Source organism: Rhodoferax sp. (genome assembly GCF_025354435.1).
Classification (GTDB): domain Bacteria; phylum Pseudomonadota; class Gammaproteobacteria; order Burkholderiales; family Burkholderiaceae_C; genus Rhodoferax_B.
Genome location: NZ_JANXMU010000044.1, coordinates 20,224 through 46,037, shown reverse-complemented (window position 1 = coordinate 46,037; position 25,814 = coordinate 20,224). Strand labels below are relative to the sequence as shown.

Annotated in this window: 29 protein-coding genes; 19 read left to right on the top strand and 10 right to left on the bottom strand. The window is 63.8% G+C overall.

Annotated features, from left to right (window positions below; all coding sequences use genetic code 11):
* Positions 1-229 precede the first annotated feature (229 nt).
* From Q0T48_RS11655 to Q0T48_RS11640, 4 genes are all read left to right on the top strand, one after another.
* Entirely contained in the window at positions 230-2,374 is a 2,145-nt protein-coding gene (locus Q0T48_RS11655; protein WP_295956487.1) for an ATP-binding protein, read from the top strand.
* Complete coding sequence (locus Q0T48_RS11650) at positions 2,371-2,646, top strand: VF530 family protein (protein WP_295956485.1); 276 nt, start codon at positions 2,371-2,373, stop codon at positions 2,644-2,646. The genes Q0T48_RS11655 and Q0T48_RS11650 overlap by 4 nt, the downstream gene beginning before the upstream one ends.
* A complete protein-coding gene (locus Q0T48_RS11645; protein ID WP_295956483.1) occupies positions 2,633-3,274 on the top strand; it encodes a pseudouridine synthase in 642 nt (213 codons plus the stop codon). Before Q0T48_RS11650 ends, Q0T48_RS11645 begins: the two co-directional genes overlap by 14 nt.
* A gap of 382 nt (positions 3,275-3,656) precedes the next feature.
* Complete coding sequence (locus Q0T48_RS11640; protein ID WP_295956481.1) at positions 3,657-3,896, top strand: hypothetical protein; 240 nt, start codon at positions 3,657-3,659, stop codon at positions 3,894-3,896.
* Here Q0T48_RS11640 and Q0T48_RS11635 read toward each other — a convergent pair.
* On the bottom strand, positions 3,893-4,204 hold the full coding sequence (locus tag Q0T48_RS11635) for a hypothetical protein (RefSeq protein ID WP_295956479.1): 312 nt from the start codon (positions 4,202-4,204) through the stop codon (positions 3,893-3,895). The genes Q0T48_RS11640 and Q0T48_RS11635 overlap by 4 nt on opposite strands.
* 233 nt (positions 4,205-4,437) lie before the next feature.
* The gene (locus tag Q0T48_RS11630) at positions 4,438-5,919 is read right to left on the bottom strand and encodes an MFS transporter (protein WP_295956477.1); all 1,482 of its coding nucleotides are present in this window, start codon (positions 5,917-5,919) and stop codon (positions 4,438-4,440) included.
* A 70-nt stretch (positions 5,920-5,989) separates the two neighbouring features.
* Here Q0T48_RS11630 and Q0T48_RS11625 point away from each other — a divergent pair, with 70 nt between their 5' ends.
* The 4 genes from Q0T48_RS11625 to Q0T48_RS11610 all read left to right on the top strand — a co-directional run bounded on the left by Q0T48_RS11625 (position 5,990) and on the right by Q0T48_RS11610 (position 9,024).
* Positions 5,990-6,649 carry a MarR family transcriptional regulator gene (locus tag Q0T48_RS11625; protein ID WP_295956473.1) on the top strand — a complete coding sequence of 220 codons (660 nt, stop codon included), beginning with the start codon at positions 5,990-5,992 and terminating at the stop codon, positions 6,647-6,649.
* Positions 6,650-6,797: 148 nt separating this feature from the next.
* Positions 6,798-7,502, top strand: a complete 705-nt coding sequence (locus Q0T48_RS11620; RefSeq protein ID WP_295956470.1) for a riboflavin synthase subunit alpha — start codon at positions 6,798-6,800, stop codon at positions 7,500-7,502.
* Positions 7,503-7,576: 74 nt separating this feature from the next.
* Positions 7,577-8,485, top strand: coding sequence for a class A beta-lactamase (bla, locus tag Q0T48_RS11615; protein ID WP_295956468.1), 909 nt, complete (start codon positions 7,577-7,579; stop codon positions 8,483-8,485).
* Positions 8,486-8,529: 44 nt separating this feature from the next.
* Entirely contained in the window at positions 8,530-9,024 is a 495-nt protein-coding gene (locus tag Q0T48_RS11610; protein WP_295956466.1) for a DinB family protein, read from the top strand.
* Between the two features lie 3 nt (positions 9,025-9,027).
* Here Q0T48_RS11610 and Q0T48_RS11605 read toward each other — a convergent pair whose 3' ends face one another.
* A complete protein-coding gene (locus tag Q0T48_RS11605) occupies positions 9,028-9,951 on the bottom strand; it encodes a LysR substrate-binding domain-containing protein (RefSeq protein ID WP_295956464.1) in 924 nt (307 codons plus the stop codon).
* Between the two features lie 98 nt (positions 9,952-10,049).
* Between Q0T48_RS11605 and Q0T48_RS11600 the strand changes: the two genes are divergently transcribed.
* Both Q0T48_RS11600 and Q0T48_RS11595 read left to right on the top strand, forming a co-directional pair.
* The gene (locus Q0T48_RS11600; protein ID WP_295956462.1) at positions 10,050-10,823 is read left to right on the top strand and encodes a sulfite exporter TauE/SafE family protein; all 774 of its coding nucleotides are present in this window, start codon (positions 10,050-10,052) and stop codon (positions 10,821-10,823) included.
* Positions 10,824-11,008: 185 nt separating this feature from the next.
* The gene (locus tag Q0T48_RS11595; protein ID WP_295956461.1) at positions 11,009-11,599 is read left to right on the top strand and encodes a hypothetical protein; all 591 of its coding nucleotides are present in this window, start codon (positions 11,009-11,011) and stop codon (positions 11,597-11,599) included.
* Positions 11,600-11,671: 72 nt separating this feature from the next.
* Here the strand turns inward: Q0T48_RS11595 and Q0T48_RS11590 are convergent, their stop codons facing one another.
* Entirely contained in the window at positions 11,672-11,947 is a 276-nt protein-coding gene (locus Q0T48_RS11590) for a metal/formaldehyde-sensitive transcriptional repressor (RefSeq protein ID WP_295956459.1), read from the bottom strand.
* A 45-nt stretch (positions 11,948-11,992) separates the two neighbouring features.
* Here Q0T48_RS11590 and dmeF point away from each other — a divergent pair, with 45 nt between their 5' ends.
* Entirely contained in the window at positions 11,993-12,991 is a 999-nt protein-coding gene (dmeF, locus tag Q0T48_RS11585) for a CDF family Co(II)/Ni(II) efflux transporter DmeF (RefSeq protein WP_295956456.1), read from the top strand.
* Between the two features lie 129 nt (positions 12,992-13,120).
* A complete protein-coding gene (locus tag Q0T48_RS11580) occupies positions 13,121-13,879 on the top strand; it encodes an SDR family NAD(P)-dependent oxidoreductase (protein WP_295956454.1) in 759 nt (252 codons plus the stop codon).
* A 208-nt stretch (positions 13,880-14,087) separates the two neighbouring features.
* On the opposite strand, the gene ppk2 is transcribed toward Q0T48_RS11580, so the two are convergent.
* Positions 14,088-14,993, bottom strand: coding sequence for a polyphosphate kinase 2 (gene ppk2 / locus Q0T48_RS11575; RefSeq protein ID WP_295956452.1), 906 nt, complete (start codon positions 14,991-14,993; stop codon positions 14,088-14,090).
* A 214-nt stretch (positions 14,994-15,207) separates the two neighbouring features.
* Between ppk2 and Q0T48_RS11570 the strand changes: the two genes are divergently transcribed.
* The 5 genes from Q0T48_RS11570 to Q0T48_RS11550 all read left to right on the top strand — a co-directional run bounded on the left by Q0T48_RS11570 (position 15,208) and on the right by Q0T48_RS11550 (position 21,113).
* Positions 15,208-16,392, top strand: a complete 1,185-nt coding sequence (locus tag Q0T48_RS11570) for an ROK family protein (RefSeq protein ID WP_295956515.1) — start codon at positions 15,208-15,210, stop codon at positions 16,390-16,392.
* Positions 16,389-17,876 (top strand): sugar ABC transporter ATP-binding protein, encoded by a 1,488-nt coding sequence (locus Q0T48_RS11565; protein ID WP_295956450.1) that lies wholly within the window; start codon positions 16,389-16,391, stop codon positions 17,874-17,876. The genes Q0T48_RS11570 and Q0T48_RS11565 overlap by 4 nt, the downstream gene beginning before the upstream one ends.
* Positions 17,857-18,852, top strand: coding sequence for an ABC transporter permease (locus Q0T48_RS11560; RefSeq protein WP_295956448.1), 996 nt, complete (start codon positions 17,857-17,859; stop codon positions 18,850-18,852). Before Q0T48_RS11565 ends, Q0T48_RS11560 begins: the two co-directional genes overlap by 20 nt.
* A 56-nt stretch (positions 18,853-18,908) precedes the next feature.
* A complete protein-coding gene (locus Q0T48_RS11555; protein ID WP_295956446.1) occupies positions 18,909-19,871 on the top strand; it encodes a substrate-binding domain-containing protein in 963 nt (320 codons plus the stop codon).
* 81 nt (positions 19,872-19,952) lie between these two features.
* Positions 19,953-21,113 carry a Gfo/Idh/MocA family oxidoreductase gene (locus Q0T48_RS11550; protein WP_295956444.1) on the top strand — a complete coding sequence of 387 codons (1,161 nt, stop codon included), beginning with the start codon at positions 19,953-19,955 and terminating at the stop codon, positions 21,111-21,113.
* On the opposite strand, the gene Q0T48_RS11545 is transcribed toward Q0T48_RS11550, so the two are convergent.
* The 3 genes from Q0T48_RS11545 to Q0T48_RS11535 are packed head-to-tail and all read right to left on the bottom strand — an operon-like array spanning position 21,110 to position 22,404.
* Positions 21,110-21,349, bottom strand: a complete 240-nt coding sequence (locus Q0T48_RS11545) for a DUF465 domain-containing protein (protein WP_295956442.1) — start codon at positions 21,347-21,349, stop codon at positions 21,110-21,112. The genes Q0T48_RS11550 and Q0T48_RS11545 overlap by 4 nt on opposite strands.
* A 33-nt stretch (positions 21,350-21,382) precedes the next feature.
* Entirely contained in the window at positions 21,383-22,126 is a 744-nt protein-coding gene (locus Q0T48_RS11540; protein WP_295956440.1) for a 2OG-Fe dioxygenase family protein, read from the bottom strand.
* Complete coding sequence (locus tag Q0T48_RS11535; RefSeq protein ID WP_295956438.1) at positions 22,123-22,404, bottom strand: DUF427 domain-containing protein; 282 nt, start codon at positions 22,402-22,404, stop codon at positions 22,123-22,125. Before Q0T48_RS11535 ends, Q0T48_RS11540 begins: the two co-directional genes overlap by 4 nt.
* Positions 22,405-22,522: 118 nt before the next feature.
* Here Q0T48_RS11535 and Q0T48_RS11530 point away from each other — a divergent pair, with 118 nt between their 5' ends.
* Complete coding sequence (locus Q0T48_RS11530; RefSeq protein WP_295956436.1) at positions 22,523-23,551, top strand: NADP-dependent oxidoreductase; 1,029 nt, start codon at positions 22,523-22,525, stop codon at positions 23,549-23,551.
* Positions 23,552-23,576: 25 nt separating this feature from the next.
* Here the strand turns inward: Q0T48_RS11530 and Q0T48_RS11525 are convergent, their stop codons facing one another.
* Together Q0T48_RS11525 and Q0T48_RS11520 are read right to left on the bottom strand one after the other, a co-directional pair.
* Positions 23,577-24,164, bottom strand: a complete 588-nt coding sequence (locus tag Q0T48_RS11525) for an NAD(P)-binding domain-containing protein (RefSeq protein ID WP_295956435.1) — start codon at positions 24,162-24,164, stop codon at positions 23,577-23,579.
* A gap of 42 nt (positions 24,165-24,206) precedes the next feature.
* Positions 24,207-24,782, bottom strand: a complete 576-nt coding sequence (locus Q0T48_RS11520; RefSeq protein ID WP_295956434.1) for a YceI family protein — start codon at positions 24,780-24,782, stop codon at positions 24,207-24,209.
* A gap of 110 nt (positions 24,783-24,892) precedes the next feature.
* On the opposite strand from Q0T48_RS11520, the gene Q0T48_RS11515 reads away from it, so the two are divergent.
* The gene (locus Q0T48_RS11515; protein ID WP_295956432.1) at positions 24,893-25,789 is read left to right on the top strand and encodes a LysR family transcriptional regulator; all 897 of its coding nucleotides are present in this window, start codon (positions 24,893-24,895) and stop codon (positions 25,787-25,789) included.
* Positions 25,790-25,814 lie beyond the last annotated feature (25 nt).

The window sequence follows — 25,814 nt, the reverse complement described above, 5'->3', positions numbered from 1 at the left end:
TTTGTGTGTATGCACTACAGGCTGGCTATCGTAACTCGTTCACAAAATATTTTGTCAAATATGCAGACTAGTACACAGATGAGACAGATGCAGCGTCAACCCGTAAACTGTTACGTTTATTCACCCATAAGACACTTGGCTTACGCCGCAACGGTGTGCAAGGCCCATGGCCTGCCCTTTGCTGTAGTGCCGGGCACTTATCCATTTCTCAGCCGCACCCACAGCCTCCATGCGCAAGCCCTCCTCTCCCGCATTGGTGTCCAGCGCCGTTATCAGTCCGGCCCCCGACAGCCTGCAACCGGCCTACCCGGTCCACCAGCTGATCCAGGACCTGCGCAACCGCCAGGCCGAACTGGAGAGCCAGAACAAGGTGCTGCGCTACAGCCAGGCCGCGTCCGAGGCCGCATCCGAGCGCTTTGAAACCCTGTTCTCCAGCGTGCCGCTGGCCCTGATGGTGGTGGACGACCACGACATGGTGGTGCAAAGCAATGCCATGGCGCAGCGCCTGTTCCAGCCCTCCGAAAGCGACCGGCCCCTGCACTTCCTGATGCCTTTTGTGAGCCCCGGCTGCACCGAGCAAGTCCGCCAGGCCTTCCGTGAAGCGCGGGTGGACGGCCACTGCGAAGCCACCGAGGTGGTGTTCAGCATCGGGCAGGACGGCGCGATGTCGGGCGACTTGCACATCGCCCGGCTCGACAGCGCGTCCGATGCCATCGCCCAGTACATCTGCGCCGTGGTGGACCAGGGCCCGCTGCTGGCCGAACGCCGCGCCCTGCAGCTCAGCGCATCGGCTCTGCGCCAGCGCAACGAGCAACTGCGTTCCAGCGAAAGCCGACTCGAGGCCATCATCAACTCGGCGCTGGATGCCATCATCTGCGTCGACAAAGACCAGTACATCACCGTCTTCAATCCCACGGCGGCAGTGCTGTTCCAGTGCCCGCCCTCGCAGGCCCTGGGCAGCCTGCTGACGCGATTCTTCCCCGAAGCCGGGCACGCACTGGCGCTGAACCAGATCTCCACCCAGGCGTTTTTGGGCGAAATGACCGCGCTGACGGCCAGCGGCAAACGCCTGTCGGTCGAAGTCAGCGTGTCGTTCGAACGCCACCCCAGCGGCGAGACCACCACCGTCTTCGCCCGCGACCTGACCAGCCGCAAGCGCGCCGAAGTGCAGCGCAGCGTGCTCGAAGCCCAGCTGCGCGAATCGCAAAAAATGCAGGCCGTGGGCACCATGGCCGGTGGTATCGCGCACGACTTCAACAACATCCTCAGCGCCATCCTGGGCAATGTGGAGCTGGCCAAGGAAGACGCGGGCCCCAACTCGCCCGCCCAGGTCAGCCTGCACGAGATCGAAAAAGCCGGTCGCCGCGCCCGCGACCTGGTGCGCCAGATTCTGACCTTCAGCCGCAACGAAGCCCCGCGCCGCGCCCCGGTGGCCCTGGCCGAACTGGTCAGCGAAACCGAGCGCCTGCTGCGCGTCACCCTGCCCCCGGCGGTGGAACTGCACCTGCATATCGACCCCGACACCCCAGTGGTGATGGCCGACGCGGTGCAGGTCCAGCAGGCCGTGCTCAACCTGTGCACCAACGCCATCCAGGCCCACGGCGACCAGCGCGGTGTGGTCAGCATCGAGCTATCGGGCGTGGAACCCGACCTGCGGCTATGCGACCGCCTCAGCATCGCCCCCGGCCACTACGCCATGCTCACTGTGCTCGACAGCGGCAAGGGCATGGACGGCGAAACCCTGCTGCGCATCTTTGAGCCCTTCTTTACCACCAAGGAAGTCGGCCAGGGCACCGGCCTGGGCCTGGCCGTGGTGCACGGCGTGATGCGCAGCCATGCGGGTGCAGTCGACGTGCAAAGCGCCCCCTCCCTGGGCAGCCGCTTCACCCTGTACTTCCCGGCGATGGAGCCGGTTACCGACTCCGATTTCGCCGCCCTGATAGCCGCGCATCCGTCCGAGCCCGAGCCCGCCCCCGCTGCCAGCGAACAGGTGCTGGGCAAGCACGTGATGTATGTGGACGACGACCATGCCCTGGTGTTTCTGGTCGAGCGGCTGTTGCGCCGACGCGGCTTTCGGGTCAGCGGCTTCTCTGATCCCAACAAGGCCGCCGCCGAATTGCGCGCCAACGCCGGGGCCTACGACCTGCTGGTCACCGACTTCAACATGCCCGGCTACTGCGGCGTGGACTTGGTGCGCGAAGCCCAGCGCATCCGCCCCGACCTGCCCGTGGCCCTGGCCTCGGGCTACATCACCGCCGAGATCGAGCAAAGCGCCATCGCCGAAGGTGTCAAAGCCCTGATCCACAAACCCAACGATGTGGAAGAACTCTGTGCTACCGTGCAGCGCCTGATTCTGGACAACGCCGCCGCATGACCACCGATACCCCTGATATCCCCACCCCCACCCCGCCAGAAAAGCAAGCCCGCAATCCCCTGCATGGCCTGACCCTGGAATCCATCCTGACCGAACTGGTTACTGCCTACGGCTGGGAAAGCTTGGGCCAGCAGATCAACATCCGCTGCTTCACCAGCGACCCCAGCATCGCCTCCAGCCTGAAGTTCCTGCGCAAAACCTCCTGGGCACGCGAGAAAGTCGAAGGCCTTTTCTTATTCATGCAGCGCGAACAACGCCGTGGAAACCTCTGAGCCTGCGGGCCTGGACACCCTCTACGCCGACGCGCACATCCTCGTATTCAACAAGCCCAGCGGCCTGCTCTCGGTGCCCGGCCGGGGGGATGACAAACAAGATTGCCTGAGCGCCCGCGCCCAACGGGCTTACCCCGACGCGCTGGTGGTGCACCGGCTGGACATGTCCACCTCTGGCCTGATCGTCATGGCGCGCGGCATTGCCATGCAGCGCCTGCTCAACGCCGCCTTCGCGGGCCGTGAGGTGGCCAAGCGCTACACCGCCGTGGTGGCGGGCCGACCCGATGGGGAGCACGGCCAGATCGACCTGCCCATCCTGGTGGACTGGCCAAACCGCCCGCTGCGCAAAATCGACTGGGAGCATGGCAAACCCAGTTGCACCCGCTGGCGCGTGCTGGAGACGATGGACGGCAGCACCCGGCTGGAGCTGGAACCCGTCACCGGTCGATCGCACCAACTGCGCGTGCACTTGGCCGCCATTGGCCACCCCATCCTGGGCGACGCGCTGTATGCCCCGGCCACGGTGCAGGCCATGGCGGGGCGCTTGCTGCTGCACGCCAGCAGCCTGGCGTTGCAACACCCGGCGACCGGCGTGGCACGGCACTGGGACTGTGCGGCAGCGTTTTAAGCTTGCACGCCACCGCTACTGTATTGATAGCTACTAGCGTATATGGATCATGCGCTAGAGGCACTTTTAATACAAAATATCTAGAATATGTACCGCAACTGGCATAAACAGTGCACCCTCCCGCTGAGCCCCCAGATTGCAAGCCCCTTACCCCCTAGCACCATGCATACCTCCAGAAGCCTCGCGGCCTTCACCTCCTTACTCGAAATCCAGGGCGCGGAAGCCGCCATCCACCACCTGAACGCAGGCGTGGCGCACCGCTTCACAGCGGTATACCGGCTCGACGGCGGCATGTTGCGCAATGTGCTGCTGTGTGACAAGTTGGGCGAAATCTGCCCCGAGTTTCTGGCCGAAGTACCTTTAGCCACCAGCTTTTGCCAGTTTGTTTTGGGCGACGGCGTTTTTCAAACCACCAACTCCGCCAGCGACCCCCCGCCTGGACGGCCACCCCTACCAGGGTGTCGTGGTCTGCTACCACGGCGTGCCCGTGCTGGGCAGCGCTGGCGAACTGTGGGGCACCTTGTGCCACTTCGATGTGCAGGAGTTGACCATCTCAGATGCAGAGTTTGAACTGCTGCAGCATGCCGCAAAGCTGCTGCCGTCTTATCTACCGCAGGTCTAAGAACCTTGGCCTGCTTGCAGGGCCTTGACCTCCTGCTCCAGCGCCTCGGTCGCGTCTTCCAGCACTTTGGCCGATTCATTCAAGCGCTTTTCCAGCGCGTCGGTGCGGGCCACGGCTTCGCCCACGTCTTCGTGGTTTGCATCACCGAGAATTTGGGTGTCCAGCACGGCGTGCACCACACCCAGTTCTTCGGCTACTTCTTTGATCTCTTCGGCCACCTGCTTGTGTTTGTCCAGCGCATCGGCAATGGCATCGGCAGCAGACGGTTCAGCGGCTTGGGGGAGTCCGGGCAGATTGGGCGAGTTCATGGGTGTATCGGTTGACAGGGAGAGAAAAGAGCGGTGGAAGTTGCGCAAAGGCCAAGTTTACGACTACCCAGCGGAAAGCGGCCCAGAATCTACCACCGCCTGCCACAACGGCCCATCCGGTTGCTCCTGTATCTATAGCTACTTGTGTAGGCAGAATATACGCTATAGGCACTTTTTTTATAAAAATCAGGTGTAAAGCGGTTGCCGGTCTGCGGGTCAACCTGGCAGTTGGATCAGCTCCGTTTTCCCTGCCACGCGGGCCTGGTCACCTCCGCTGCCACCGCACGGGGCCGGGCCATGCAGTGCACTAACCACCCTGCCAGCAGCGGGGCCAGCGCAAAACTGGCAAACAACCACGCCGCAGCCGACGCGGCCCCGGCACTGCCGCCAGGATAGGTCAGGCCCGCCGCATTCACCACCAGCCCAGCGGCAGCGGCGCCCAGCGCCATGCCGTAAAGCTGCACCGTGGTGATGGCGGCCGAGACCACGCCCTCCTCGCCCGGCGGGGCCAGCGTCAACACCCGCGTCAGCAGGTGCGGCCAGCCGATGCCCACCCCGGCACCCACACCCGCCAGCGCCACCGCGCACAGTGCGGTGTGCACCGCTGCGGGCAGGCCCAGGTCCACAGGTACCAGCACCGCCAACGCCAGCAAGCTGGCCGCGCACAGCAGCGGCCCTGCCCGCAGCAAGGCCGTGGCGCGGGTACCGCTGTGGCCGGACGACAGCACCGAGCCCAGGCTCCAGCCGCCCGCCATTGCCGCCGTCAGGTAGCCCGCCGTCAACGGTGCCAAACCCTGCAGCGTCTGCAAAAAGTACGGCACAAAAATTTCGGTCGTGGTGCCCACCAGCAGCAAGGCCAGGCAGGCATACACCGCCCCCAGCGGCGTGCCCGGCGCGGTGCCCCCCGTCGGCAACAAGCTAGGCAGCTGGCGCGACGGGGCACGCCGCTCCCAGGCAATGGCAGCCGCCCCCAGGGCCAGCCCAACCGACACGCCCAGCGCCTGCAAGGCCAGTTGGGCCGACAAGCTCCCCGCCGCCACCGCCAAGACCGAAGCCACCAGCAACGCAATCTGCACCATCGGAATGCGGGGTACCGAGCCCGCACCAGGGGCCGCCACACGGGTGGGTCGCAACTGCACCGCCACCAATACCGCTTGCAGCAAAGCCACCGGCAGCAGGGTCCAGAACGCCCAGCGCCAGTGCCCGCCCTGGGCAAACAGCCCGCCCACCGCCGGGCCGCACAACGTGGCCACACCCCACATGCCCGACACCAGCGCCACGGCACGCGGCCACAGCGGTGGCGCAAACACCACGCGTATCAGCGCATAGCTCAGCGCCGCCAGCATGCCGCCGCCAAAGCCCTGCACACTGCGGCTGGCCAGCACCCAGGGCATGGACGCAGCCAAGGCGCAGCCCGCCGACCCCGCGGCAAACAACGCCAACGCCGCCATGCAAGCCCCGCGGGGCCCCCACACCGCCAGCAATCGCACCGACAGCGCCGCACCCACAATGGACGCCACCACAAACAGCGTGGTGTTCCAGGCATACCAGTCCAGCCCGCCAATATCCGCCACCACCGACGGCAGCACCGTGGTCACGATGTGCACGTTGATGGCATGCAACGCCACGCCGCCGGTCAGGGCCAGGGCCCGCAGGCCGTTCTGGCCCCGCAGCAAATCACGCCAGGGGGCAGTCACAGTCAGGGGTGTAGGCATAGGCGGCTCTCGACAACGTGGGGGGATGGGGCTATTATCCAACTAATTTCTTGGATATTAATTCCACCCCATGAATTACACAAGTGAAATCTTTGATAACCCAGCCCTGCCGACGGCCGACCGCATCCTGTTCTTCATCAAAACCAAGGGCCCGGCCTCTACCACCGCCCTGGCGCAGGCCCTGGAGATGACCGGTGAAGCCGCCCGCCAGCAGGTGCAGAAGCTGGTGGCTGCGGGCTTGGTCGAAGGCCAGCTTGAAGCGGTCTCCGGTGCGGGCCGCCCGCGCCAGAACTGGGTGCTGACCGAGGCAGGCTATGGGCGCTTCCCGGACACCCACGCGCAGCTGACGGTGCAGCTCATCGGCTCCATCCGCCAGTTGTTTGGCGAGGACGGGCTGGAGCGCCTGATCACCCAGCGCGAAACCGATGCCCGCGCGGTCTATGCCCAGGCCTGCACCGCCCCCACGCTGCCACAGCGGCTGGAGCAACTGGCCGCTGTGCGCACCGCCGAGGGCTACATGGCGCGCGCCGAGCCCGACGGCGCCGACTGGCTGCTGGTCGAAGACCACTGCCCCATCTGCGCGGCGGCCCGCAGTTGCCAGGGGTTTTGCCGGTCTGAGCTGCTTTTGTTCCAGGAAGTGGCCGGGCCCGGTGCCCGCGTGGTGCGCGAGCAGCACCTGCTGGCCGATGCCCGGCGCTGCGTGTACCGCATTACGCCGATACCGGCCTGAACGCAACCCTGCGGCGAATTTTTCCATTTGCTTCCATATCCATAGCCACTTGTGCAGGTACAACATACGCTAGAAGCACTTTTTATACCCAGAACCTCGCCATCCCCCAGCTAGCGGACAATGGCGGTTTTGCCCACGGCACCGCACCATGTTTACTGGAATCATCCAAGCCACCGCCACCGTCAAAGCCCTGCAAGACCGCGACGGCATGCGCAGTTTCAACCTCGTGTTTCCCCCCGGCTTTTGCCAGGATCTGGTCATCGGTGCCAGCGTGTCGGTCGACGGTGTGTGCCTTACCGTCACTGAACTCGTGTCGCCTACCGCCGCCGCATTCGACGTGATGCTGCAAAGCCTGAACATCACTACCTTGGGCCGCTACGCACCAGGCAGTGAGGTCAACGTGGAGCGGGCCGCCAAGGAAGGGGCCGAAATCGGTGGCCACCCGCTGTCCGGCCACGTGGATTTCTGCACCACCCTCATCGACGTACTGCTCACCGATACCAATTGCAAGCTGCGCTTCGCGATTCCCGAAGCGTTTCGCAAATACATCTTCACCAAGGGTTACATCGCCATTAACGGTGCCAGCCTCACCGTCTCGGAAGTCAACCGCCAAGAGGGTTGGTTCGAGGTCTGGCTGATCCCCGAAACCCGCCGCGCCACCACCTTTGGCCACATCCAGGCGGGCGACACAGTCAACATCGAGATCGAGCGCAGCACCCAGGTGGTGGTGGACACCGTGCGCGAAACCGTGGCCGAGAGCCTGGGCAAACTCCAGCCACTGCTGGAAGCCTTGCTGAAAGAAAAAGGCCTGTCGCTAGACGATTTTGTGGGTGTGCCCAGCCTGCCCAAGTAAATAGCGGCTCCGTTCAAAAACTATACTTTTCATAGCTACTTACGTAGATAGAGCATACGCTAGAGGCACTTTTTATGCATAATTTCAACCTGCCATGCCGCCAACTCATCCAGGCGGCCACTGCCGTCGCCATGGGCGGCATGGCCCCCACGCTGTGGGCCCAGTCACCCGCCAGCGCCAGCCGCTTCCAGCAGGCGGTGCAGCAAATCGAAACCGCCAGCGGTGGCCGCCTGGGCGTGGCTGTGCTGGACACCCAGACCAGTGCCGCATACGCCTACCGCGGCACAGAGCGCTTTGCCCTGTGCAGCACCTTCAAGTTTCTGGCCGCCGCGCTGGTGCTGGCCAGGGTAGACCAGGGACAGGAGCAGTTGGCCCGGCAGATCACGGTGCAAGCCGCTGACATGGTGCCCTACGCGCCGGTGACCCAGCCACGCGTGGGTGGCCCGCCCCTGACCGTGGCCGAACTCTGCGAAGCCGCCATTACTGTCAGCGACAACCCTGCCGCCAATCTGCTGCTGCACAGCTTTGGCGGGCCGCAAGCCCTTACCGCCTACGCCCGCAGCCTGGGCGACACCGCCACCCGGCTGGACCGCACAGAGCCGCACCTGAACCAGGCCACGCCTGGCGACCCGCGCGACACCACCACCCCCGCCGCCATGCTGCGCACCCTGCAGCAGGTCGTGCTGGGCGATGCCCTGTCGCCCGCGTCCCGCGCGCAGCTCACCCGCTGGCTGCTGGACTGCAAAACCGGCGACCGCAAACTGCGCGCCCTGTTGCCCGCAGGCTGGCGCGTGGCCGACAAAACCGGTTCCGGTGGCCACGGCAGCAGCAACGACATCGCCGTGCTCTGGCCACCTGGCCGCAGCCCGGTGCTGGTGACCAGCTACCTGACCGAGACCACGGCAGCGCAGGAGGTGCGCGACCAGGCCTTGGCCGAGGTAGGGCTACTGGTAGCAGCGCTGGTGCTCGCCGGGCCGGGCTGAGACCCCGAGGGCGTTACATTCACCGTTTTTTTAGGGGGCATCGCATGCTGGTGGAGGCGTTTCAATACAAACAATGGGCCGATCGGCGCGCCCTGGATGCGGTGGGCCGCATCGACGTGCAGCAGTTTGCTGCGGGCTACGCGTTTGCACTGCAGCAGTTCAACCACATGGTGCGGGTGGAGGAGCTGTTCAAGGCGCGCCTGCTGGGTGCCTCGGCACCGCACCTGTCGACCAACACCGCGGTAGTGCCCGACTTCCACGCGCTCAGCCAGCGCATCGACGACTCCAACCAGTGGTTTGCCCGCTATGTGGACACGCTGGCACCCGGTGAAAAAAGCCGCAGAGTGTCCTTTGTATTCGTCGATGGACAGCACGGGTCCATGACCGGCCTGGAAATACTCTTTCACATCGTCAACCACGGCAGCTACCACCGGGGTGCCATTGGCCATGCCCTGGATTTGGCGCAGGTGGCGCACCCGGCGGACACCTACACCGTCTTCATCCACGCAGCGCAACCCGAACGCCGGGAACAGCCCTGAGCCTCACCACACCTGGGTGTTTGCCGCCTCCAGCGAGCGTTGGTCGGCAAACTTGGCGGCCAGAAAGTCCAGAAACAGCCGCACTTTGGACGATAAATGGTGGCGCTGGGGGTAGATGGCGTAGATGTCCGACGGCGAGCCCTCCCAGCTCGGCAGCACCCGGCGTAGCTGCCCCGATCGCAGGTAGGGCGCAACGTCCCATTCAGAACGCAGCAGAACACCGTGCCCGGCCAGCGCCCAGTCCACCGCGATCTCGCCAAAGTTGGTGCTCAAGCCGCCGTACACCTTCACCATTTCCTGGCGCTGCCCGTCCGACAGCGGCCAGTTGTTGAATGCCGTGCTGCTCTCGCGGATGACGATGCATTGGTGCGCGTGCAGGTCGCGCGGCGTGGCGGGCTCCGTCCGCCCCTGCAGGTAGGCCGGGGCAGCGCACAGAAAGCGCCGGTTGGGGGCCATCTTGCGGGCCAGGATGCGCCGGTCGGGCGGCTCGCCGAAGTGGATGCCGATGTCCATGGCGTGGGCCGTCAAATCCAGGGTCCGGTCGGTGAGTTGCAGCACGATTTCGACCGAGGGGTACAGCCCCCGAAACTCGGAAATCGCCGGTGACAGATGGCGTCGGCCAAAACCAAAGGTAGCGTTGATGCGCAGCACCCCGTGCGGCACCTCGGCCCCCGCGGCCAAAGACCGCTCCAGCCCTTCAATCTCGCGCAGCAGGCGGCCGCCCTCTTCCAGGTAGCGTTCGCCCTCGGGCGTCAGGCTCAGCCGCCGGGTGGTGCGGTTCAGCAAGCGCACGCCCAGTCGCTGCTCTAGCTGCGCCAGTCGGCGGCTCACCGCTGGGGGCGTGACGCCTAGCTCCAGCGATGCCACCGCCAAGCTGGGCTGGCGCGCCAGGATGGCAAAGAAGTTGAGGTCGGGCGTGTCCTTCATTCGTGCATATTAATACCGAATGAATTGCATCCTGGCCCATTGATGCATGGTGTAGAGCCTCATACCATCAAGACATTCCCACTCTGCCCATCCACCCCATGCTGCATGTCGCCCTTTCCGCGCTCTTGATGATGCTGCTGCTGGGTGCCGCGCTCGGCTTTCTGGGTGGCATGTTTGGCATTGGCGGCGGCATCGTCGCCATCCCGCTGCTGGCCGTGGGCTTTGGCATGGACCAGGCCGTAGCGCAGGGCACCGCCCTGGTCATGATGGTGCCCAACCTGCTGATCGCCTGGAGGCGCTACAGCCAACGCCACCCCGTGGCCCGAAAAACTGCGCTGCAGATCGGCGTGCTGGCCTGCCTGACCACCTGGGTGGTGGCGCACGTGGCCACCCGCCTTGCGCCGGAAATCATGCGCACCGTCTTCAGCGTGTTTCTGCTGGCTCTGGCAGTGCGCCTGCTGGTCAAAACCCCTGCCAGCCCCAACGCCGTTGCGCCCCCACCGCGCAGCCTGCGCTGGATGCCCCTGGTGGGCATGGTGGGTGGCGGTGCCATGGGCCTGCTGGGCGTAGGCGGCGGCCTGGTCGCCACCCCCATCTTCACCGGCTGGTTCCGCCAAAAGCAGACCGTGGCCCAAAGCCTATCGCTGGCCCTGGTAGCCCCCAGCTCCATCATTGCCCTGATGACCTACAGCGCCGCGCACCGGGTGGACTGGGAAATGGGCCTGCCCCTGGCCATCGGCGGCCTGTTCACCGTATCCGCCGGCGTGGCCGTGGCCCACCGCCTGCCGGAAAAGCGCATGCAGGCGGCATTTGCGTGGATGGTGCTGTGTACGGCGGTGTGGATGCTGGTGAAGCCATTTGTGTTGGGGTGAGGTGCGCGCGAGCCGATATCCGATGGCGGCTGAGGTCAATACCGCGCCGATGCTAGCACCGCACCCTAGCGGTAAACGACAGACCAAGCCTTGTGCACAGTTCAAAACTATTACTACACAATGCATAGCTAGCCATACAAGCAGGACCAGCACAGAAGCCGCTTTTTATTCATTACTTCGCAGCCATGCCCGTCCCACACATTTTCAAACTGCCGTCGCTACGGCGGCTAGCCCTTTTGCTGTTGCTGGTCGTGCCGGTGGCCAGTTGGCTGCTGGTGAAGCCGGTGCGGGTGGTGGCCCCCACGCTGGCCGGGGTGACCTGCCCTACCGCGCACATTTGCGTGGACGATGCGTCCCAACTGGCTACGGCCACCGCGCTGCTGGCCGAGGCCCAGACCTTCGTGGCCGCCCGCCTGGCCCCCTTGCGCAAGGCACCGCGCGTGGTGTTCTGCAGCACGGCCGCCTGCGCCGATGCGTTCGGCCTGGGTGCGTGCTCTGCCGTGACCGTCGGCACCCTGGGTACCGTCATCGGCCCGCGCGCCTGGAAGCCCTACTACCTCCGCCACGAGCTGATCCACCAGTTGCAGGCCGAGCGGCTGGGCGTGTTGGGCACCTTGCTCAAACCGGCTTGGTTCGTCGAAGGCATGGCCTACGCGCTCAGCGGCGACCCGCGCGCGGTGCTGGCGGAGCCTTGGCAGGGGTACCGGGCGCGGTTTGGGAGTTGGTATGCGGGGGTGGGAGATGGTGATGTTTGGGCGGCGGCTGGGGGGCTTTGAATGGCAGAAATCGGCCAGAAGCGGCCTTTGACGAGCGTCCGCTTTCCGGCAGCGCAATCACGCGCTAGAAGACTATTTCAAGTACGACCTGACCGCTGCGGCCACGGCGTCGACATCGGTTCTCCGCTCGTCTTCCGAAATGTCATTGGCCCCGAGATGCTCGCGGATATGGCCCTCGAGAACTTCGGCCATCAGACCATTCACCGCGCCGCGGATGGCAGCAATCTGCTGCAACACGGCCGAGCAATCCGTGTCCTCAGTCAGCGCCCGTTCGAGTGCGTCTGCTTGCCCCTTGATGCGGCGAATCCTGGCGAGTAGTGGTTTCTTAGCGGTAATTGTGTGCCCCATGAGGCCATTCTACGGCAGTAAATATACTGGGGTATAGTATGTGCCATGAACCCATCTACTCCCCTCCTCACTCATCCTCAGGACGCGTGGCAACATACGCACGTTTTCGACGAAGGGAACCCTTTGGCCGAGCGCAACACGCTGCTGGCCGTTGTTCTGACAGCGGTGATGATGGTCGTCGAAATCGTGGGTGGGTGGAGGTACAACTCCATGGCGTTGCTGGCCGACGGTTGGCACATGAGCTCGCACGCTCTGGCCCTTGGCCTGTCGGTCATCGCCTATGCCGCTGCGCGAAGACTTGCTGGGCACTCACGGTTCGCCTTCGGTACTTGGAAGATTGAGATTCTGGGCGGATACACGAGCGCGGTTCTGCTGAGCCTCGTCGCCTTCCTGATGGCTTACCAATCGGTCGAGCGTCTCATCTCGCCGACCGTCATCCACTACGACGAAGCAATAGGAATCGGTGTGGTCGGGCTTTTGGTCAACCTGGTGTGCGCGTGGCTTCTGCGTGGCGCCGACCATGGGCATGACCATGGGCACGGTCATGGCGACCACGGACACCATGAAGACCTGAACTTGCGTTCGGCCTACGTCCATGTCCTCGCTGACGCTGCAACCTCAGTCCTGGCCATCGTTGCCCTCTTCGGCGGAAAACTCTGGGGCGCGAGCTGGCTCGACCCCGTCATGGGCCTGGTCGGGGCGGTCTTGGTGGCCGCGTGGGCGTTCACCCTGATGCGGGACTCTGGAAAGGTGCTTCTCGATGCCGAGATGGACGCACCGGTCGTCGAGGAAGTCCGCGAGGTCATCGCCGAGAGCCCAATTCCAGCCACCATCAGCGACCTGCATGTCTGGCGGGTCGGTAAGGGCAAGTACGCCTGCATCGTGGCGCTCGTTGCATCCGAAGACGTGTCTCCCGACTACTTCAAGAAACAGCTCGCAATCCACGAGGAGCTGGTTCACATCTCAATTGAAGTGAACCGAATTCCCGCTGAAACGTCGACGTCGCCGCACTTGCAACGACCGGTTCTGGGCGTTGGACTCTGAAAGGCGAATGTCGCGGGTGGACCCAAAGCGACCTTTCAAAAAAGTCGTTCCGCTTTTACGAGTCACGGACCTTCACTACACATTCCATAGCTACCCACGCTGATTCCACAAGCACGAGTCAACAATTCCATGCCCAACACCCTCCCCCACCACCTCACCATCCTTACCGGCGCCTCGCGCGGCATGGGCCTGGCTATGGCCGAGCAACTGCTGCAGGCGGGCCACCATCTGGTGTGCATCTCGCGGCAGAGCAATGCGCAGCTGGTCGCCCCGGCGAGCAGTGTGCTGGAGCAGTGGCAGGCGGATCTGGCCGACAGCCTGCCGGTGGCGCAGCGGCTGGGCACATGGCTGGCGCAGCAGGACGCGGCGCAGTGGGCCAGCGTGACGCTGATCAACAACGCGGGCATGCTGGCGCAGCTCACGCCGCTGCGGGATGCCGATGGGACGGATTTGGCGCAGGCACTGCGGGTGGGGCTGGAGGCACCGATGCAGTTGACGGCAGCGTTTTTGGGGGCCACGCGGGGCTGGCCAGGGCAGCGACGGGTGTTGAATATTTCGTCGGGACTGGGGCGGCGGGCGATGGCGGCTTCGGCGGCTTACTGCGCGGCCAAGGCGGGGATGGACCACTTCACGCGCTGCGTGGCACTGGACGAGGCGGGGCAGGTGAATGGGGCGAAAGTATGCTCGCTGGCGCCGGGGGTGATCGATACCGACATGCAGGCGCAGTTGCGCGGGGCGGATGCGGGGGCGTTTGCGGACCAGGGGGCGTTTGCTGACTTGCACCGCAATAGGCAGTTGACATCGCCGGGGGATGCGGCGGCGCGGGTGTTGGCGTATTTGGGGCGGGGGGATTTTGGGGTGGAGCCGGTGGCGGATGTGCGGGGGTGAGACGTTGGGGCGTTGGGGCGTTGGGGCGTTGAACCGCCAATAGGGGTCGGAGCACACGCGCGACTTGCGGTTTGTGGCGGCATCCGGCGCTTTGTGCGCGCGGATGATCCGACCCTTATTGGCTACCGCCCGCTACGGTTTCAGGAGCATCTCACGCTTACCAGATAAGCACAGGCAGCCTGAAAGGCTTCCAGCCGCCTGAACGTATTCAATAGATTTCTGGGACGACGATCTCTTGCGGCACGGCGTTGCGGATGTAGTCCTCGTGGCGTTCGCGCTCGGGCAGAACGATGGCGGGGTGCTCGGTCTCCTGGTAGGGCATTTGCTGCAGCAGGTGGTGGATGCAGTTCAGCCGGGCCTTCTTTTTGTCCACGGCCTGCACCACCCACCACGGGGCTTCGGGGATGTGGGTGCGCTCCAGCATCACCTCTTTGGCCTTGGTGTACTCCTCCCAGCGGCGGCGCGACTCCAGGTCCATGGGGCTGAGCTTCCACTGCTTGAGCGGGTCGTGGATGCGGCCCAAGAAGCGCAGGTGCTGCTCCTGGTCCGAGATGGAAAACCAGTATTTCACCAGTTGGATGCCGCTGCGCACCAGCATGCGTTCGAACTCAGGCACGGTGCGGAAGAACTCCTCGTACTGGTCGTCGGTGCAAAAGCCCATGACCCGCTCGACGCCGGCGCGGTTGTACCAGCTGCGGTCGAATAGCACGATCTCGCCAGCCGCCGGCAGGTGCGACACGTAGCGCTGGAAGTACCACTGCGTGCGTTCGCGGTCGTTGGGCGCGGGCAGCGCGGCCACGCGGCAGACGCGCGGGTTCAGGCGCTGGGTGATGCGCTTGATGACACCGCCCTTGCCTGCGGCGTCGCGCCCTTCAAACAAGATCACTACCTTGTGGCCGGTGGCGACCACCCAGTCTTGCAGCTTGACCAGCTCGGCCTGCAGGCGAAACAGCTCGCGGAAATACTGGCGGCGGGCTTCCTTGTTGGCTTCGGTGGCGGGCTCGGCATCTTCGCCAGTCAGCATGCGGTCGTCCATCTCCAGCTCCAGCTCTTCGTCGTAGCTGTCGATCAGATCGCGGTGCATGCGCTGCACTATGTCGTCGTTGGCGTTCAAGGGCTTCTCCAAATGCAAATACGGCTACGGTAGCCCCCGGATGTGTCAATGGCATGACAAACCTATGTCAACATGCTCTCAAAATTATTTGACCCGAATTTGGTCGAAGATAAGACTTGTATGGCAGAAGTGTGCGGTCTACCATCCGCCACCGACCGCGTTCTATCGACGGTTAGACATAAAAAGGAGACAAGTTTTGCCACTCGGAATGGACATGTCCGTCGATGAAACGACCCTGCTGCAGACCATTTTCTGGTCGGTGGGTGCGTCGCGTCTGGCCCTGTCCGAGCGGCTGGACTTCTCCAAAAGCAAAACCAACAGCCTGGTCGCCGCCCTGCTCGACGTGGGCTTGCTGACCGAAACCGGGCTGAAGGCCTCCAGCGGTGGCCGCCGCCCGGAGACGGTGCAGATCAACCCCAGCCTGGGCGTGCTGATTGCCGCCGACCTGGGTGCCACCAGCCTCGACATCGCCATTCTGCGCCCTGACTTAAGCGTGCTGGCCCGCCATTCCGAAGCCGCCGACGTGCGCGCAGGCCCCGGCCTGGTGATGGCCCGAGTCCGGGTGCTGATGCGCGAGCTGCTGGCCCAGTGCGCCACCAAACCGCAGCAGGTAATTGGCATCGGCATGGGCGTGCCCGGCCCGGTGGACTTTGCCAGCGGCCAACTCGTCAACCCGCCGCTGATGCCGCAATGGGACAGCTTTTCCATCCGCGACGCGCTGCGCGAAGACTTTGCCGCGCCGGTGTTTGTAGACAACGACGTAAACACCATGGCACTGGGCGAGCTGTGGCGGCTGCAGCGCAGCTTGCAGAACTTTCTGGTCATCAAGGTGGGCACCAGCATTGGCTGCGGCATCGTCTGCCACGGCGAGGTGTACCGGGGTGCCAACGGCTCGGCGGGCGACGTGGGCCACATCTGCGTGGACACCGCCGGGCCGCGCTGCCACTGCGGCAACCTGGGCTGCGTAGAGGCCATGGCCGCCGGCCCGGCCATCACCCGCATGGCACTGGAGGCCGCCATATCCGGCGAAAGCGCCCTGCTGGCCGCCTGCCTGGCCGACACTGGCAGCATCACCCCCGAAGATGTGGGCAATGCCAGCCGCCATGGCGATGCAGCAGCCAACCGCATCATCCAGCACACCGGCAACTTGATCGGCCAAATGCTGGCCTCGGTGGTGAACTTCTTCAGCCCCTCGCACGTGTTCATCGGCGGCGGCATCACCCGCATCGGACCGCTGTTTTTGGCCTCGGTGCGGCAAAGCATCTACCAGCGCTCGCTGGCCCTGTCCACCCGGCACCTGGAGATCCAGTACACCCCGCTGGCCGAGCAGGCCGGGCTGGTGGGCGCGGGCGTGCTGGCGATGCAAGAGACCTTGAAAAACAAAGGAAGCCCGCGATGAGCGTGAACGTGGAATTTGACAATGTGGTCAAAGAATTTGGCCCGGTGCGGGTGCTGCACGGCGTGAGCTTTGCGCTGCAGGCGGGCCGCACCGTGGGCCTGCTGGGCGAAAACGGCGCGGGCAAATCCACGTTGATGAAGATTTTGGCCGGATTCGAGGTGGCCACTGGCGGCACGCTGCGCATCAACGGCCAGGCCCAGAATTTCACCACCTCGCGCCAGGCCGAGGCGCAAGGCATTGTGCTGATCCACCAGGAATTCAGCCTGGCCGAAGACCTGACGATTGCGCAAAACCTGTTCCTGGGCCACGAGAAAAAGAAGGGTTGGCTGCTGGACGACGTGGCCATGCAGACCGAGGCCGCCAAGGCCATCGCCCAGGTGGGCCTGCAGGCCGACGTGAACACCCGGGTGAAGCACCTGATCGTGGCCGAAAAGCAGCTGGTGGAAATTGCCCGCGCCCTGCTCCGCAAAGCCCGCTTGCTGATCATGGACGAACCCACCGCCACCCTGACCCCCGGCGAAACCAAGCGCCTGTTTGCGCTGATGGCGCAGCTCAAGGCCGACGGAGTCACCCTGGTCTACATCTCGCACAAGCTCGACGAGGTGGAACAGGTAACCGACGAGGTGGTGGTGATGCGCGACGGCCGCTTTGTGGCCCGCGAAGAGACGAAAAATCTGACCCGCCAGCAAATGGCCAGCCTGATGGTGGGCCGCGAGCTGACCGACCTGTACCCGCCCAAAGCCCCCCACGCGCCAGCCGCAGCCCCCATGCTCAAAGTTACCGGGTTGACCGTGCCCGGCTGGGCCACCGACGTGAGCTTCGAAGTGCGCCCCGGCGAGATCCTGGGCTTTGCCGGGCTGGTGGGTGCGGGCCGCACCGAGCTGTTTGAAGGCCTGCTGGGCCTGCGCCAGCGCACGGCGGGCCGTATCGAACTGCAAGGTCGGGTGACCGACCTGAAAAGCCCCCGTGCTGCTGCCCAGCAGGGCCTGACGTACCTCAGCGAAGACCGCAAAGGCAAAGGCCTGCACGTGCACTTTGGCCTGCGCGAAAATCTCACCCTGATGGCGCTGGAGCGCTACACCCACCCTTTTCTGGACCCGCAGGCCGAGATGGGCGCACTCAAAACCGCCGTGGATGATTACGGCATCCGCACCGGCGACTTGCAGAGCAAAGCCTCCAGCCTGTCGGGTGGCAACCAGCAAAAGCTGGCCCTGGCCAAAGTGCTGCACCCGCAACCCAAAGTGGTGGTGCTGGACGAACCCACGCGCGGCGTGGACGTGGGGGCCAAGCGCGACATCTACTTTCTGGTTCAGCGGCTGGCCCGCGAGGGGCTGGCCGTGGTGGTTATTTCCAGCGAGCTAATGGAGCTGATCGGCCTGTGCCACCGCGTGACCGTGATGCGCGGCGGCCAGCTGCAAACCGTTTTAGAAGAACACCAATTGACCGAACAGGAGCTGATTGCCCATGCCACAGGAACCCACTAAATCCCCCCGCACCGCCACCCACTGGATGGGCCGCCTGCACGGCATGGGCCCGGTCATTGGCCTGGTGCTGCTGCTTATCGCGGGCACGCTGCTGAACAGCAATTTCGCCACGCTGGACAACGCCATGAACGTGCTGACCCGCACGGCCTTCATCGGCATCATCGCGGTGGGCATGTGTTTTGTGATCGTCTCCGGCGGCATCGACTTGTCGGTGGGGTCGATGGCGGCGCTGATCGCGGGCAGCGTGATCATGTGCATGAACACCCTGGGGCCGATGCTGGCCTCACCCGTGCTGGTGGTGGTGCTGGGCATGGCGTTGGCGCTGGTGCTGGGGGCGCTGTTTGGCCTGGCGCACGGCCTGCTGATCACCAAAGGGCGCATCGAGCCCTTCATCGTGACCCTGGGCACGCTGGGCATCTTCCGCGCCTACCTGACCTACTTTGCCAACGGCGGCGCGATCACGCTGGACAACGATTTATCGGACGTGTACAGCCCCGTGTACTACGCCAGCCTGCTGGGCGTGCCGATCCCGGTGTGGGTGTTTTTGGTAGTGGCGCTGCTGGGCGGCGTGATCTTGAACCGCACCGCCTTTGGCCGCTACGTGCAGGCGATTGGCTCCAACGAGCAGGTGGCCCGCTACGCCGCCGTGGACGTAGACCGCATCAAAATTTTGACCTACGTGCTGCTGGGCGTGTGCGTGGGCATCGCCACCCTGCTGTACGTGCCGCGCCTGGGCTCGGCCTCGCCCACCACCGGGCTGCTGTGGGAGCTGGAGGCCATAGCGGCCGTGATCGTGGGCGGCACGGCGCTGAAGGGCGGCGCGGGCAGCATCACCGGCACGGTGGTGGGTGCCATTTTGCTGTCGGTCATCAGCAATATCCTGAACCTGACCAGCATCATCAGCGTGTACCTGAACGCCGCCGTGCAGGGCTTTGTGATCATCAGCGTGGCATTCATGCAGCGCTCTAAGAGATAGCTTTCCAACCCGGTAGCCACAAGCTACTTTTTATCCACCTGTAGGAGACAACTGAAATGAAAAAGATCACCCGTAGATTGGCCCTTACCGCTGTAGCCTTGGCTGCCCTGGCCACCGCACCCAGCTTCGCGCAAGAAAAAGTCGTGCTCGGCGTGGCCATCCCCGCCGCCACCCACGGTTTCACCGGCGGCATCGTGTTCTGGGCCAACCAGGCCAAGAAAGACCTGGAAAAGGCCCACCCCGGCCTGCAGGTCATCGTCAAGACGGCATCCGGCGCGCCCGAGCAGGCCAACCAGCTGCAAGATCTGCAAACGGTGAACAAGATCAACGCCCTGGTGATCTTCCCGTTTGAATCGGCATCGCTGACCAAGCCGGTGGCGCAGGTGAAAAGCAAGGGCGTGTACGTCACCGTGGTCGACCGCGGCCTGACGGACACCAGCGCGCAAGATGCCTACATCTCGGGCGACAACACCGCCTTCGGCAAAATCCCCGGCGACTACCTGGTGAAAGTCCTGGGCGGCAAGGGCAACATTGTCGCCATGCGCGGCATTGCCACCACGCTGGACAACGAGCGCATGGATGCCTTCAACGCCGCCATCAAGGGCAGCCCGGACATCCACCTGCTAGACGCGAAATACGCCAACTGGAACCGCGACGATGCCTTCAAGGTCATGCAGGACTACCTGACGCGCTTCAAACAGATCGACGCAGTGTGGGCCGCCGACGACGACATGGCCGTGGGCGTGCTCAAAGCCATCGATCAGGCCAAACGCACCGACATCAAGATCGTCTTCGGTGGTGCCGGTGCCAAAGGCATGATCAAAACCCTGATGGACGGCAAAGACCCGCGCATCCAGGCCAACGTGTCGTACTCGCCCAAGTTCATCTACGACGCGATCAAGCTGACGGCTGAAGCGCGTTTGAAGGGCGAAAAGTTGCCCGCCACCTACATCATCCCGTCGGTGCTGATCACCAAAGAGAACGCCAGCCAGTTCTACTTCCCCGATTCGCCGTTCTAATCCAGAAGCCGAAAATTTAAACAAAACAGGGCTCTAGCGTAGACATTGTCTACGCCAGTAGCTATAAAAACCATAGTAAACATGACTTCCACCCGCAAACTCCGCTACGCCATGGTTGGCGGCGGGCGCGATGCCTTTATTGGCGCAGTGCACCGCAAAGCCGCCGCACTGGACGGCCAGATCGAACTGGTCGCCGCGGCACTCTCCGCCAACCCCGACAAAGCCCGCGCCTCGGGCCGCGACCTGTTCTTAGTCGATGACCGTAACCACAGCAGCTGGCAAGATTTATTGGCCGATGAACTCAAGCGCCCGGCGCACGAGCGCATCGACTTCGTCAGCATCGTCACCCCCAACCACCTGCACTTCCCCGTGGCCCAGGCCTTTGTGGAAGCGGGCTTCCACGTGGTTTGCGATAAACCCCTGGTGCACACCAGCACCCAGGCGCAAGCGCTGGTGGATGCCGTGCAGCGCCAGGGCACAGTCTTCGGCGTAACGCACAACTACACCGGCTACCCGCTCGTGCGGCAAATGCGCGAGATGGTGCGCAGCGGCGCGATCGGCACTGTACGCAAGGTCATCGTGGAATACCACCAGGGCTGGCTGGCCACCGCCGTGGAAGACACCGGCAACAAACAGGCCGCCTGGCGCATGGACCCGGCCCTCAGCGGCCTGGCAGGGGCGATGGGCGACATCGGCTCGCATGCCGAAAACCTGATGACCACCGTGACCGGGCTGGAGGTGGAAAGCATCTGCGCTGACCTGGCCGCCACCGGTGCGGGCCGCACGCTGGACGACGATGCGCAGATCCTGCTGCGCCTGCAAGGCGGCGTGCGTGGAGCCTTACTGGCATCGCAAATCTGCATCGGCAATGAAAACGACCTGCGCCTGCGCGTGTTCGGCAGCAGCGGCACGCTGGACTGGAGCCAGGAGAATCCGAACCGGCTGGTCCACATGCCCCTGAACGAGGCACCCCGCACCTTGACCCGTGGCGGCCCCGGCCTGTGTGAGGCAGCCGCCAAAGCATCGCGCCTGCCTGCAGGCCACCCCGAGGGCTTTATCGAAGCCTTCGCCAACATCTACCTGGGTGTCGCCGCCGACATCCGCGCCCGGCTGGCCGGTGGCGTGGCCGATGCGATGGATGCCGACTACCCGCGCGTGGAAGACGGCGCGCGTGGCGTGCGGTTTATCGAAAAGGTGCTGGAGTCGTCGCGCAGCACCCAAAAGTGGACGGCGATGGACTAGCCCGCAATTAGCATCTGGTAGATATCGTCCTTGATCTTCAAGCGCTTCTTCTTCATATCTTCCATCTCCACGTCACCAATCGCGCCGCCGTCCTGCTCGATCTTGGTGATGGCGTGGTTGACGGTGTCGTAGTCGTTGAACAGGTGCAAAAAGCGCGAACTGCTGAGCTTCAGGCTGCGCATCTTGCCGATGAGCTGCGGGAATTCATGGGCTAGGTCGTGGTTGAGTAGTTCCATGGTGTCTCCTTGGGTTGTAAATCTTCTAAATTTCTAACTACTTTGGAATTTTGCGGCGCGGAAGGTCAGTACCAACGTATCCCGGTGCCCGCCCTCGGCGGTGGGCTGGATGGGGGTGGACTCGTGCACCACGCGGGCATCGTCCAGCAGCAGCATGGTCCAAGGTGCGGTCATGGTGAAGCGCTGGCCGTGCGGGCCCTCGGCTTCAAAGACCCGGGTCTCGCCGCCCTTGATACCCTCGCGGCCCACCAGCAGCACGGCCACAAAGTCCACACCGTCGCGGTGCGCACCCTCGGGCGTTGGGCGGCCAATGCCGTCGGTGGTGTCAATGCGGAACTGGTGCGCTTCCACGTACCAGGGGGCCTGGCCGTTGCCTTTGAGCGAGGAGCAGATCTGCCCCAGCGCCAGCAGCAGTTGGGCCCACGCAGGCTGGGCCACGGTGTCGGGCAACATCGGCGCAAACCAGCGCTCCATGCCGCCGTGCAAGGCGTTGTATTCCACCGGCTGCCAGTGCGGGCGGTGCGGCACCTGTTCCAAGGTGTCACCTTGCAGCACAAAACAGGAGTGGCGGCGGCGGCGGTAGCGGCCTCCGTCTTTCAGGTATTCGTCGGGCTGCAGGTCGTCCCAGCTGGGGACCAGAGCGTTCAAATCGGCCAGCGTGCAACCGGCCAGTGCGGCCACGCCTTCGGGGCTGAGCGCGGCGTAGGCCTGTTGGCGTAGCACGTCCACCACCTGGGTGGGCGGCGTGATGGGGGGAGAAAGTAACACAGCGCTCATGCTTCGATCTTCACGCCTTTCCAGAAAGCCACGCGGCCGGCGACTTCTTCGGCACCCATCTTGGGGCTGGCGTAATACCAGGCTGCGTCGGTGTTCATCTCGCCGTTGACCATCAGCGAGTAGTAGCTGGCCTGGCCCTTCCAGGCGCAGGTGGTTTTGTGGTTGCTGAAACCCACAAACTCACGGTTCAGCGAACTCAACGGGAAATAGTGGTTGCCTTCGACCACCGCGATATCGTCGCTCTCGGCAATCACTGCGCCGTTCCAAATGGCTTTCATGGGGACTCCTTGGGATAGCGCTAAAGGATATACCAGTCCGCAGCTTGTCACGGTTGCGAAGTGTCAAGGAAACTGTAGTGGTTACCATCCCTTTCTTACATATCTAAGCCGAGACACCATGACCACCAACCACCAGATTCGCCTTGCCAGCCGCCCCACCGGCTTGCCCACCCGCGCCAACTGGAGCGCCACCACCGAGCCGGTCCAGCCGCCCGTAGCGGGCGGCGTGCTGGTCAAGGTGCTCAGCCTATCCCTCGACCCGGCCATGCGCGGCTGGATGAACGAGGGCAAAAGTTACATTCCGCCGGTGGGCATTGGCGAGGTAATGCGCGCAGGTGGTGTGGGCGTGGTGGTGGAGTCTAAAAACCCGCTGTTTGCGGTGGGCGACCACGTATCGGGCTCGCTGGGTGTGCAGGAGTACATGCTGATTCCCAAAGAGCAACTGCACCGCAATGGCCTGTTCAAGATCGACCTGGCCCTCGGCAATCTGACCCAATGGCTCAACGTGCTGGGCATGCCCGGCATGACGGGCTACTTCGGCCTGCTTGACGTCGGCCAGCCCAAGGCGGGCGAAACCGTGATGGTGTCGGGCGCAGCCGGGGCCGTGGGCCAGACTGTAGGCCAATTGGCCAAGCTCAAGGGCTGCCAGGTGGTGGGTATTGCAGGCGGCCCAGCCAAGTGCGCCTGGGTGGTCGAGACCCTGGGTTTTGATGCCTGCATCGACTACAAGGCCGGACCGGACGCGGTACGCAATGGCCTCAAAGAGCATTGCATTGCCGGGGTGGACGTGTACTTTGACAACGTGGGCGGCGACATCCTGGACCAGGTGCTGGCCCAGCTGGCCCGCGAGGCCCGCATCGTGATTTGCGGCGCAGTCAGCCAGTACAACACCACCACGCCCATCCAGGGCCCCAAAAACTACCTCAGCCTGCTGGTCAACCGCGCCCGCATGCAGGGCATGGTGGTGTTCGACTACGCCGACCGCTACCCCGTGGCCGTGGCCGAGCTGGCCGGTTATTTAAAAGACGGCCGCATGGTCAGCAAGGAAGACGTGGTGGTGGGCCTGGACACCTTCCCCGAGACGCTGTTAAAGCTGTTTGCGGGCGAGAACTTTGGCAAGCTGGTACTGCAGGTGGCGGAGGGCTAAGGCATCCCGATGGGGCGGGACAACATCACCCTTGTTTGATGAGGTTCTGCAGCACCAGCGGCCCGCCTTTTTCCAGCAAGGCACCGACTTCGCTGACCTTGCCGAGCAGGATGGGGGCGAAACCCAGATCGGCCACCAATTGCGCGATCGCCGCAGATGCGGCCTCGTCGTTGCCCGCGACAAACATCACGCGGCGGCCCCCGTGTTCGGCGGGGTCCATCGCCAACAGCTTGGCGGGCAACTGGTTCAGCGTCTTGACCACTTTGGCCCCCGGGAACGCGGCCGCCACGACATCGCTAGAGGCTTTACCTGCAAGCGCTTCGGGCGGTACGCCGTAGGTGTTCATCGCGTCCACAATGGTTTTACCGGCCCAGTCCGATGCCGCAGCGCCCACCGCCGTGTGGGCAAGAAAAGGAATGGCCAGCAGGATGGTGTCCGCCTGCAATGCGTCTTGCAGCGCCATGGCCGTGACGGTGCCGCCCAGTTCTGCCGCCAGTGCGGCCAGGGAGTCGGATCCGCGGGTGTTGGCGATGCCAACGGGAATGCCATTGCGAGCGAACTGGCGGGCCAGGGCTGTGCCGACGTTGCCGGAGCCGATGATGGAATAGGTCATGGTAATTTCCTTGAATAGTGGGTTGGATGGGTTGCGGGTGGATTACTGTTTGACGGCTTCAACCTGCACTGCAAGCTTCACCGTGTCGGGGATACCCAGATTGATACCCCAGCCCATGCCCCATTGGCTGCGCTGGAGGGTGGTCTCGAAATCCCCGCCACAGACTTCGCGCTTGAGCATCGGATTGGTGTAGCAATTGAAGTTGCTGGCCTTGAGCACGACGGGGTGGGTTTGGCCTAGCAGGGTCAGCTGACCAGCCACTTCGCTGACCTTGTCGCTGTTGAAACTGAAGCTGTTTGCGACGAACTTCGCAGCAGGAAAACTGGCGGAGTTGAAAAAGCTGTCGCTCTGCAAATGCTTGTCGAAAGCTACCGTGCCGGTGCTGATAGAGCTGGTTTCGAGCGTCAATTCGACCGTGCCGGTCTTGGCCGCCTTGTCGAGCTGGATGCTGCCTTCTTTCTTGTCGAATCGGCCGCGGTTGGTGGACGTGCCAAAGTGGCTGACCTCGAACGTCACAAAGGTGTGGCTAGGGTCGATGCTGTAGGTGGCGACCTCCGCGTGGGCGGCGCCGACAAAAGCAGTGGCAGCCAAAGCTGCCGCAATAAGGGTGGAACGCATATAAATCCTTCAAAGTGGGTAGGTGGGTGAATGGTGCGTCCTTTGATGTCTTCTGAAAAGACGGTATATTGAGATGTAATCCATCTGTTTTTGGGATGGATTGCGTACTTATGCTGGATGGCGTTTCACTCGACCAACTCAGAACCTTCATCGCAGCGGTCGATGAAGGCAGCTTTTCGGCCGCCGCCCGCAAGCTCAACCGCGTGCAATCGGCGGTAAGCGGCTGGGTGAGCAGTCTGGAGGGGCAGATCGGTGTCACGCTTTTTGACCGCACAGGCCGCTTCCCCAAGCTCACCGCAGAAGGCGTGCTGTTGCTGGCCGATGCCCGCAACATCGTGTCAGGCGTGGACACGCTCAAGGCCCGGGCCAAGCTCATGGCGGCGGGCCTGGAGGCCGAGTTGTCGGTGGTGGTGGATGTGTTCTTTCCCACGTCCGTGATCACCGAAGCCGCCAAAGCATTTGCCAGCCGGTTTCCGCTCACCCCGCTGCGGCTGTTTGTAGAAGGCCTGGGTGCGGGCTACCAGCCGGTGCTGGACGGGCGTTGCAGCCTAGGCATTCTGGCGGCCCTGCCGGTGGCATTTCCCACGCTGGTGAGCGAGCGCCTGGGCGAGGTCACGCTGGTCATGGTGGCGGCATCTGGCCATCCTCTGGCCCACATACCAGAGCAGATTCCCAAGCGCCTGCTGGCGCAGCACGTGCAACTGGTGCTCACCGACCGGTCCCAGCTGATGGCGGGCCGGGACTACGGCGTTTTGTCGCCCTCCACCTGGCGGCTGGCAGACCTGTCCACCAAGTACGCTTTTTTGAAGGACTGCGTGGGCTGGGGCAACATGCCCCTGCACATGGTGGCGCAGGACATCGCAGCGGGCACGCTGGTCGTGCTGAATGTGGATGGCATGCCGCCCACCGGCTACCCGCTGGCGATGTCGGCCCTGCATACGGCATCAACGCCACCAGGGCCTGCGGGCAGATGGTTCATCGACCACCTGAAAGCGTGGGCGGCATAGCGCGGTAAGCAAGGGCTTGTTCTAA

What these genes read in the sequence shown, in the direction of transcription:
- Q0T48_RS11530 (WP_295956436.1), top strand. Translation starts at nt 22,523, where the DNA reads ATGACCACCAACCACCAGATTCGCCTTGCCAGCCGCCCCACCGGCTTG.
- Q0T48_RS11635 (WP_295956479.1), bottom strand. Translation starts at nt 4,204, where the DNA reads ATGAACTCGCCCAATCTGCCCGGACTCCCCCAAGCCGCTGAACCGTCT.
- Q0T48_RS11515 (WP_295956432.1), top strand. Translation starts at nt 24,893, where the DNA reads ATGCTGGATGGCGTTTCACTCGACCAACTCAGAACCTTCATCGCAGCG.
- Q0T48_RS11565 (WP_295956450.1), top strand. Translation starts at nt 16,389, where the DNA reads ATGAGCGTGAACGTGGAATTTGACAATGTGGTCAAAGAATTTGGCCCG.
- Q0T48_RS11625 (WP_295956473.1), top strand. Translation starts at nt 5,990, where the DNA reads ATGAATTACACAAGTGAAATCTTTGATAACCCAGCCCTGCCGACGGCC.
- Q0T48_RS11580 (WP_295956454.1), top strand. Translation starts at nt 13,121, where the DNA reads ATGCCCAACACCCTCCCCCACCACCTCACCATCCTTACCGGCGCCTCG.
- Q0T48_RS11595 (WP_295956461.1), top strand. Translation starts at nt 11,009, where the DNA reads ATGCCCGTCCCACACATTTTCAAACTGCCGTCGCTACGGCGGCTAGCC.
- Q0T48_RS11550 (WP_295956444.1), top strand. Translation starts at nt 19,953, where the DNA reads ATGACTTCCACCCGCAAACTCCGCTACGCCATGGTTGGCGGCGGGCGC.
- Q0T48_RS11655 (WP_295956487.1), top strand. Translation starts at nt 230, where the DNA reads ATGCGCAAGCCCTCCTCTCCCGCATTGGTGTCCAGCGCCGTTATCAGT.
- Q0T48_RS11520 (WP_295956434.1), bottom strand. Translation starts at nt 24,782, where the DNA reads ATGCGTTCCACCCTTATTGCGGCAGCTTTGGCTGCCACTGCTTTTGTC.
- Q0T48_RS11600 (WP_295956462.1), top strand. Translation starts at nt 10,050, where the DNA reads ATGCTGCATGTCGCCCTTTCCGCGCTCTTGATGATGCTGCTGCTGGGT.
- Q0T48_RS11545 (WP_295956442.1), bottom strand. Translation starts at nt 21,349, where the DNA reads ATGGAACTACTCAACCACGACCTAGCCCATGAATTCCCGCAGCTCATC.
- Q0T48_RS11560 (WP_295956448.1), top strand. Translation starts at nt 17,857, where the DNA reads ATGCCACAGGAACCCACTAAATCCCCCCGCACCGCCACCCACTGGATG.
- Q0T48_RS11570 (WP_295956515.1), top strand. Translation starts at nt 15,208, where the DNA reads ATGTCCGTCGATGAAACGACCCTGCTGCAGACCATTTTCTGGTCGGTG.
- Q0T48_RS11630 (WP_295956477.1), bottom strand. Translation starts at nt 5,919, where the DNA reads ATGCCTACACCCCTGACTGTGACTGCCCCCTGGCGTGATTTGCTGCGG.
- Q0T48_RS11605 (WP_295956464.1), bottom strand. Translation starts at nt 9,951, where the DNA reads ATGAAGGACACGCCCGACCTCAACTTCTTTGCCATCCTGGCGCGCCAG.
- Q0T48_RS11535 (WP_295956438.1), bottom strand. Translation starts at nt 22,404, where the DNA reads ATGAAAGCCATTTGGAACGGCGCAGTGATTGCCGAGAGCGACGATATC.
- Q0T48_RS11610 (WP_295956466.1), top strand. Translation starts at nt 8,530, where the DNA reads ATGCTGGTGGAGGCGTTTCAATACAAACAATGGGCCGATCGGCGCGCC.
- Q0T48_RS11620 (WP_295956470.1), top strand. Translation starts at nt 6,798, where the DNA reads ATGTTTACTGGAATCATCCAAGCCACCGCCACCGTCAAAGCCCTGCAA.
- Q0T48_RS11650 (WP_295956485.1), top strand. Translation starts at nt 2,371, where the DNA reads ATGACCACCGATACCCCTGATATCCCCACCCCCACCCCGCCAGAAAAG.
- Q0T48_RS11525 (WP_295956435.1), bottom strand. Translation starts at nt 24,164, where the DNA reads ATGACCTATTCCATCATCGGCTCCGGCAACGTCGGCACAGCCCTGGCC.
- bla (WP_295956468.1), top strand. Translation starts at nt 7,577, where the DNA reads ATGCATAATTTCAACCTGCCATGCCGCCAACTCATCCAGGCGGCCACT.
- Q0T48_RS11555 (WP_295956446.1), top strand. Translation starts at nt 18,909, where the DNA reads ATGAAAAAGATCACCCGTAGATTGGCCCTTACCGCTGTAGCCTTGGCT.
- Q0T48_RS11540 (WP_295956440.1), bottom strand. Translation starts at nt 22,126, where the DNA reads ATGAGCGCTGTGTTACTTTCTCCCCCCATCACGCCGCCCACCCAGGTG.
- Q0T48_RS11590 (WP_295956459.1), bottom strand. Translation starts at nt 11,947, where the DNA reads ATGGGGCACACAATTACCGCTAAGAAACCACTACTCGCCAGGATTCGC.
- dmeF (WP_295956456.1), top strand. Translation starts at nt 11,993, where the DNA reads ATGAACCCATCTACTCCCCTCCTCACTCATCCTCAGGACGCGTGGCAA.